Genomic DNA, 4,714 nt, shown 5'->3' with positions numbered 1-4,714 from the left:
CTGCTTGGCCTCGGCATCGGGACCGAAGAGGACATCGGAAACCGCAAGTCTCATCACGAGCTGGAGCATGAGGACGGCACGCCGCACGATCACGACGAGTTCGACAGCTTCGTGGTCGACCTTGGCCCGATCGACGATCCGGCAGGCTTCGCCGAGAAGCTTAAAGGCGTGATTGCCGAGCACGATGTTCTGCGCCTGAAGGGCTTTGCCGATGTCGCGGGCAAGCAGATGCGGTTGCAGGTCCAGGCCGTTGGCAGCCGTATCGACCAGTATTTCGACCGCGCCTGGGCGCCGGGCGAAGCGCGCGGCACACGGCTTGTGGTGATCGGATTGCACGAGATGGATCAGAACACCGTCCGCAAGGCCATCCAGGCACTCGTCTAAGGCTCGGCCATGCATCTGCTTCTTGCCCAGAGAGGAACGATCAGCGACGGCGACGAGGCGGTCGACCTCGGCCAATCGCCCGCCGATATCCTGTTCCTGTCTGCGGCCGATACCGAGCTTGCGGCGATCGCTGCGGCTCACGCGCAAGCCGGAAGACCTTTCACGCTCCGGCTCGCCAGCCTGATGAGCCTCAAGCACCCAATGTCCGTCGATGCCTATATCGAGCGCACGGCGAGGTGCGCAAAACTGATCATCGTCCGGGCGCTCGGGGGCGCGAGCTATTTCCACTACGCGCTGGAGGCGCTGCACGCCTGCGCGGCGCGGCATGGTGCCATGATTGCGGTCCTGCCTGGGGATTCGAAGCCGGATGCGGGATTGACGCCATTTTCGAACGTGTCGCTCAACGATCTCAACGCGCTCTGGTCTTATCTGATCGAAGGCGGCGACGGGAATTCGCGAAGCTTTCTCGATTACGCGACGGCGATGCTCTCCGGCGATGAGAAGCCGGGCGCGGCTGCGCCGCTGATGAAGGCGGGTATCTGGTGGCCAGGTCGAGGTGTGATTGACGTTGAGGAGTGGAAAGTTCTTTCCGCGTCCGCTATCCCAAACGCGAAGGAAGAGGCCGGATTCAAACCCACCGTCGCCATCAGCTTCTACCGAGCGCTCGTGCAAAGCGGCGAAACGGCCCCCGTCGAAGCGCTCATCGAAGCGCTGGCGGCGGAAGGCCTGCGCCCTCTGCCGATCTTCGCCTATAGCCTCAAGGATCCGCTATCGGCCGCCATTCTCGAGCGTATCTTTGCAGAAGCGCCGCCCGATGTGGTGATCAACACCACCGGTTTTGCCGTGTCTGCGCCCGGCGCCGATCGCGCGCCGAGCGTGCTTGAAACAAACGGCGCCGTCGTTCTCCAGGCGATTTTCTCCGCCACATCCAAGCAGGCGTGGGTCTCGTCATCGCAAGGCCTTTCCGCTCGCGATCTCGGCATGAACGTCGCGCTGCCGGAGGTCGATGGCCGCGTGCTGGCGCGGGCCGTTTCGTTCAAGTCTGCCGCCCGTTACGACGCGGCCGTCGAGGCCAATATCGTCGCCAGCGAGCCGGATATCGATCGCATGCGCTATACGGCGAAACTCGCCGCCAACTGGGCGCGCCTCCGAAACAGGCAGCTAGCGGGACGGCGCATCGCGCTGGTGATTGCAAACTACCCAAACCGTGACGGACGCCTCGGCAACGGCGTCGGCCTCGATACGCCAGCCAGCACGATCGAGGTGCTGAAGGCGATGCAGGATGCGGGTTACGCCATTTCCGGTTTCCCGGCCGATGGCGATGCGCTGATGCGGCACCTCGCCGAGGGGCCGACCAATTCCGGACACGATGGCAAGGTGATCCGCGAGACGCTTTCCTTGAATGGCTACAGAGCGTTCTTCGCATCTCTTCCGAAAAAGATTCAAGACGAGATTGCCGCCCGCTGGGGGGATCCGGCGTCCGATCCCTATTTCACGGACGGCAGTTTTGCCCTGCCTTTCACCCGCTTCGGAAATCTCCTCATCGGTATCCAGCCTGCACGCGGCTACAACATCGATCCGAAAGAAAGCTACCATTCACCGGACCTCGTGCCGCCGCATGGCTATCTCGCCTTCTATGCCTTCCTCCGCGAGGAATTCGGCGCCGATGCCGTGATCCATATGGGCAAGCACGGCAATCTGGAATGGCTGCCGGGCAAGGCGCTGGCGCTGTCTTCGGAATGTTATCCGGAAGCGATCCTCGGCCCGCTGCCAAATCTTTATCCTTTCATCGTCAACGATCCGGGCGAAGGCACGCAGGCCAAGCGGCGCACCAGCGCCGTCATCATCGATCACCTCACGCCGCCGTTGACGCGGGCCGAGAGCTATGGGCCGCTGAAGGACCTGGAAGCTCTGGTCGACGAATATTACGAGGCCTCCGGCGGCGACCCGCGGCGCATTCGGCTGCTCGCCAAGCAGATCCTTGATCTCGTCGCCGATATTGGTCTCGACCGGGATGCGGGGATCGCCAAAGGCGAGAGCGGGGACGAGGCGCTGAAGAAGCTCGACGCCTATCTTTGCGATCTGAAGGAAATGCAGATTCGCGATGGCCTGCATGTGTTCGGTGTTGCGCCGCAGGGCCGGTTACTGACTGATCTTACGGTGGCACTGGCCCGCGTTCCGCGCAATCTGGGCGAGCGAGGCGATGCCAGCCTGCACCGTGCGATTGCGGCAGATGCGTTTTTTGAGTTCCCTCTTCTCCTGCGCGAAGAGACGATCTCTGCCAGGACAGATGAGGGGGTAAGCGACAAAAGGAGCGAACGAGCAGGCGCCAGCCAGGCCGAACGTTCCGCCCCTTGCGTCTCGTCCGATCCTTCGGGCCACCTTCTCTCCGTTCGGGAGCAGTCGCTATCCTTCGACCCCCTCGATTGCGATATGTCGGCGCCCTGGCTCGGTCCGCGGCCATCGCTGTTGGCGGAAACCTGCAATACCCCTTGGCGCACCAACGGCGACGCCGTCGAGCGCATCGAATTACTTGCCGCGAAACTGGTCGCCGGTGAAATTCCATGCCCGCCGGACTGGCTTGCAACCCAATCGGTTCTCACCGAGATCGAAACCCGCCTGAAGCCTTCCATCCTCGCCTGCGGCAAGGCAGAAATCGCGGGCCTTCTTCGCGGCCTCGACGGCCGCTTCGTCGCTCCCGGTCCGTCCGGCGCGCCGACGCGCGGGCGTCCGGACGTGCTTCCGACGGGGCGGAATTTCTACTCAGTCGATAGCCGCGCCGTTCCGACGCCCGCAGCCTTCGAACTCGGAAAAAAATCCGCCGAATTGCTCGTCCGGCGCTACGTTCAAGACCATGGCGACTGGCCGGTCTCGTTCGGGCTGACGGCCTGGGGCACATCGAACATGCGCACCGGCGGCGACGATATCGCGCAAGCGCTGGCGCTGATCGGCGTCAAGCCGGTCTGGGACATGACCTCGCGGCGCGTCACCGGCTACGAGATCATTCCGCCTGCGCTGCTCCGGCGCCCGCGGGTCGACGTGACGCTACGCATCTCCGGCTTCTTCCGGGATGCCTTTCCCGAGCAGATCGCGCTACTTGACAAGGCAATCCGTGCTGTAGGTGCTCTGGATGAAGATGCCACCGACAACCCGATCGCCGCCCGCATGCGCGGCGAAGCCGCGCGCCTTGCCGCAGCCGGCCTCGATGGGGCATCCGCACAAAAACGCGCCGGCTACCGCATCTTCGGCTCCAAGCCTGGTGCCTATGGTGCGGGCCTGCAGGCTTTGATCGACGAAAAGGGCTGGGAGCGGCGTGCCGATCTGGCGGAATCCTATCTTGTCTGGGGCAGCTATGCTTACGGCGCGTCGGAGGAAGGCAGGGCCGAACGCGGCGTCTTCGAGGAGCGCCTGCGCTCCATCCAGGCCGTGGTGCAGAATCAGGACAACCGCGAGCATGACCTGCTCGACAGCGACGATTACTACCAATTCGAAGGCGGCATGGCGGCTGCGGCCGAACAACTGGGAGGAGTACGTCCCGCGATTTACCACAACGATCACTCGCGGCCCGAAATGCCGGTGATCCGCTCGCTGGAGGAGGAGATCGGTCGCGTCGTGCGCGGGCGTGCGGTCAATCCGAAATGGATCGATGGCGTCATGCGCCATGGCTACAAGGGTGCGCTGGAGATCGCCGCGACGGTCGATTACCTCTTTGCTTTCGCAGCGACGACGGGGGCCGTCGGCAATCACCATTTCGAGGCCGTCTACCAGGCCTTCGTCGGCGATCCGAAAGTCCGCGATTTCATGGCGGAGAAGAACCCGGCGGCGCTTGCGGACATGAAGGAGCGTCTGCTCGAAGCGATCGAGCGCAGGCTCTGGTCGCCGCGCAGCAATTCGGCGCGCTTCGATCTCGAAGCGCCACGTCACACAGAAACGGCATAGCTTCATAGGGAAGAAAATGAGCGAAGAACCAGTGGAAAGCGGCGAGAAGGACGATGCACGTCACGCCGAAAAGATGGCCAAGAAGAAGGCCGCGCGCGACAAGATCATGGCCACGAAGACCGACGAGAAGGGCCTGATCATCGTCCATACCGGAAAAGGCAAGGGCAAGTCGTCTGCCGCCTTCGGGATGATCTTCCGACCTGTCTCTTATCAACATCTCCGAGACCCCGATCCTCCTGACCATCGCGGATGCCGGGTTCTGATTGAAAAAAAAACAAAACTGACTAGAACACAATAGGAACCTTAGCTAATCACGATACTGAGCGATATTCGTCATGGCAAGCTCTGATACTCAGCATCGCGCGAGCAGTTGGAATACCTGCGCTCAGAT

At 62.5% G+C, this 4,714-nt stretch carries 2 protein-coding genes and 1 pseudogene; all 3 read left to right on the top strand.

The window, feature by feature from the left end; genetic code table 11:
- On the top strand, positions 1–384 hold a 384-nt coding region (locus C9413_RS27955; protein ID WP_170251204.1), incomplete at its 5' end, for a GTP-binding protein.
- Positions 385–393: 9 nt separating this feature from the next.
- On the top strand, positions 394–4,323 hold the full coding sequence (gene cobN / locus C9413_RS27950) for a cobaltochelatase subunit CobN (protein ID WP_039845163.1): 3,930 nt from the start codon (positions 394–396) through the stop codon (positions 4,321–4,323).
- Between the two features lie 16 nt (positions 4,324–4,339).
- Positions 4,340–4,534 (top strand): annotated as a pseudogene (locus C9413_RS27945) (cob(I)yrinic acid a,c-diamide adenosyltransferase); the annotation flags it as partial.
- Positions 4,535–4,714: the final 180 nt, after the last annotated feature.

It is taken from the genome of Rhizobium sp. SEMIA 4085 (assembly GCF_013004495.1).
Taxonomy (GTDB): domain Bacteria; phylum Pseudomonadota; class Alphaproteobacteria; order Rhizobiales; family Rhizobiaceae; genus Rhizobium; species Rhizobium gallicum.
This window is presented reverse-complemented; position numbering and strand designations above follow the sequence as displayed.

Coding starts and splice junctions, on each gene's coding strand:
- cobN (WP_039845163.1), top strand. CDS start 394: ATGCATCTGCTTCTTGCCCAGAGAGGAACGATCAGCGACGGCGACGAG.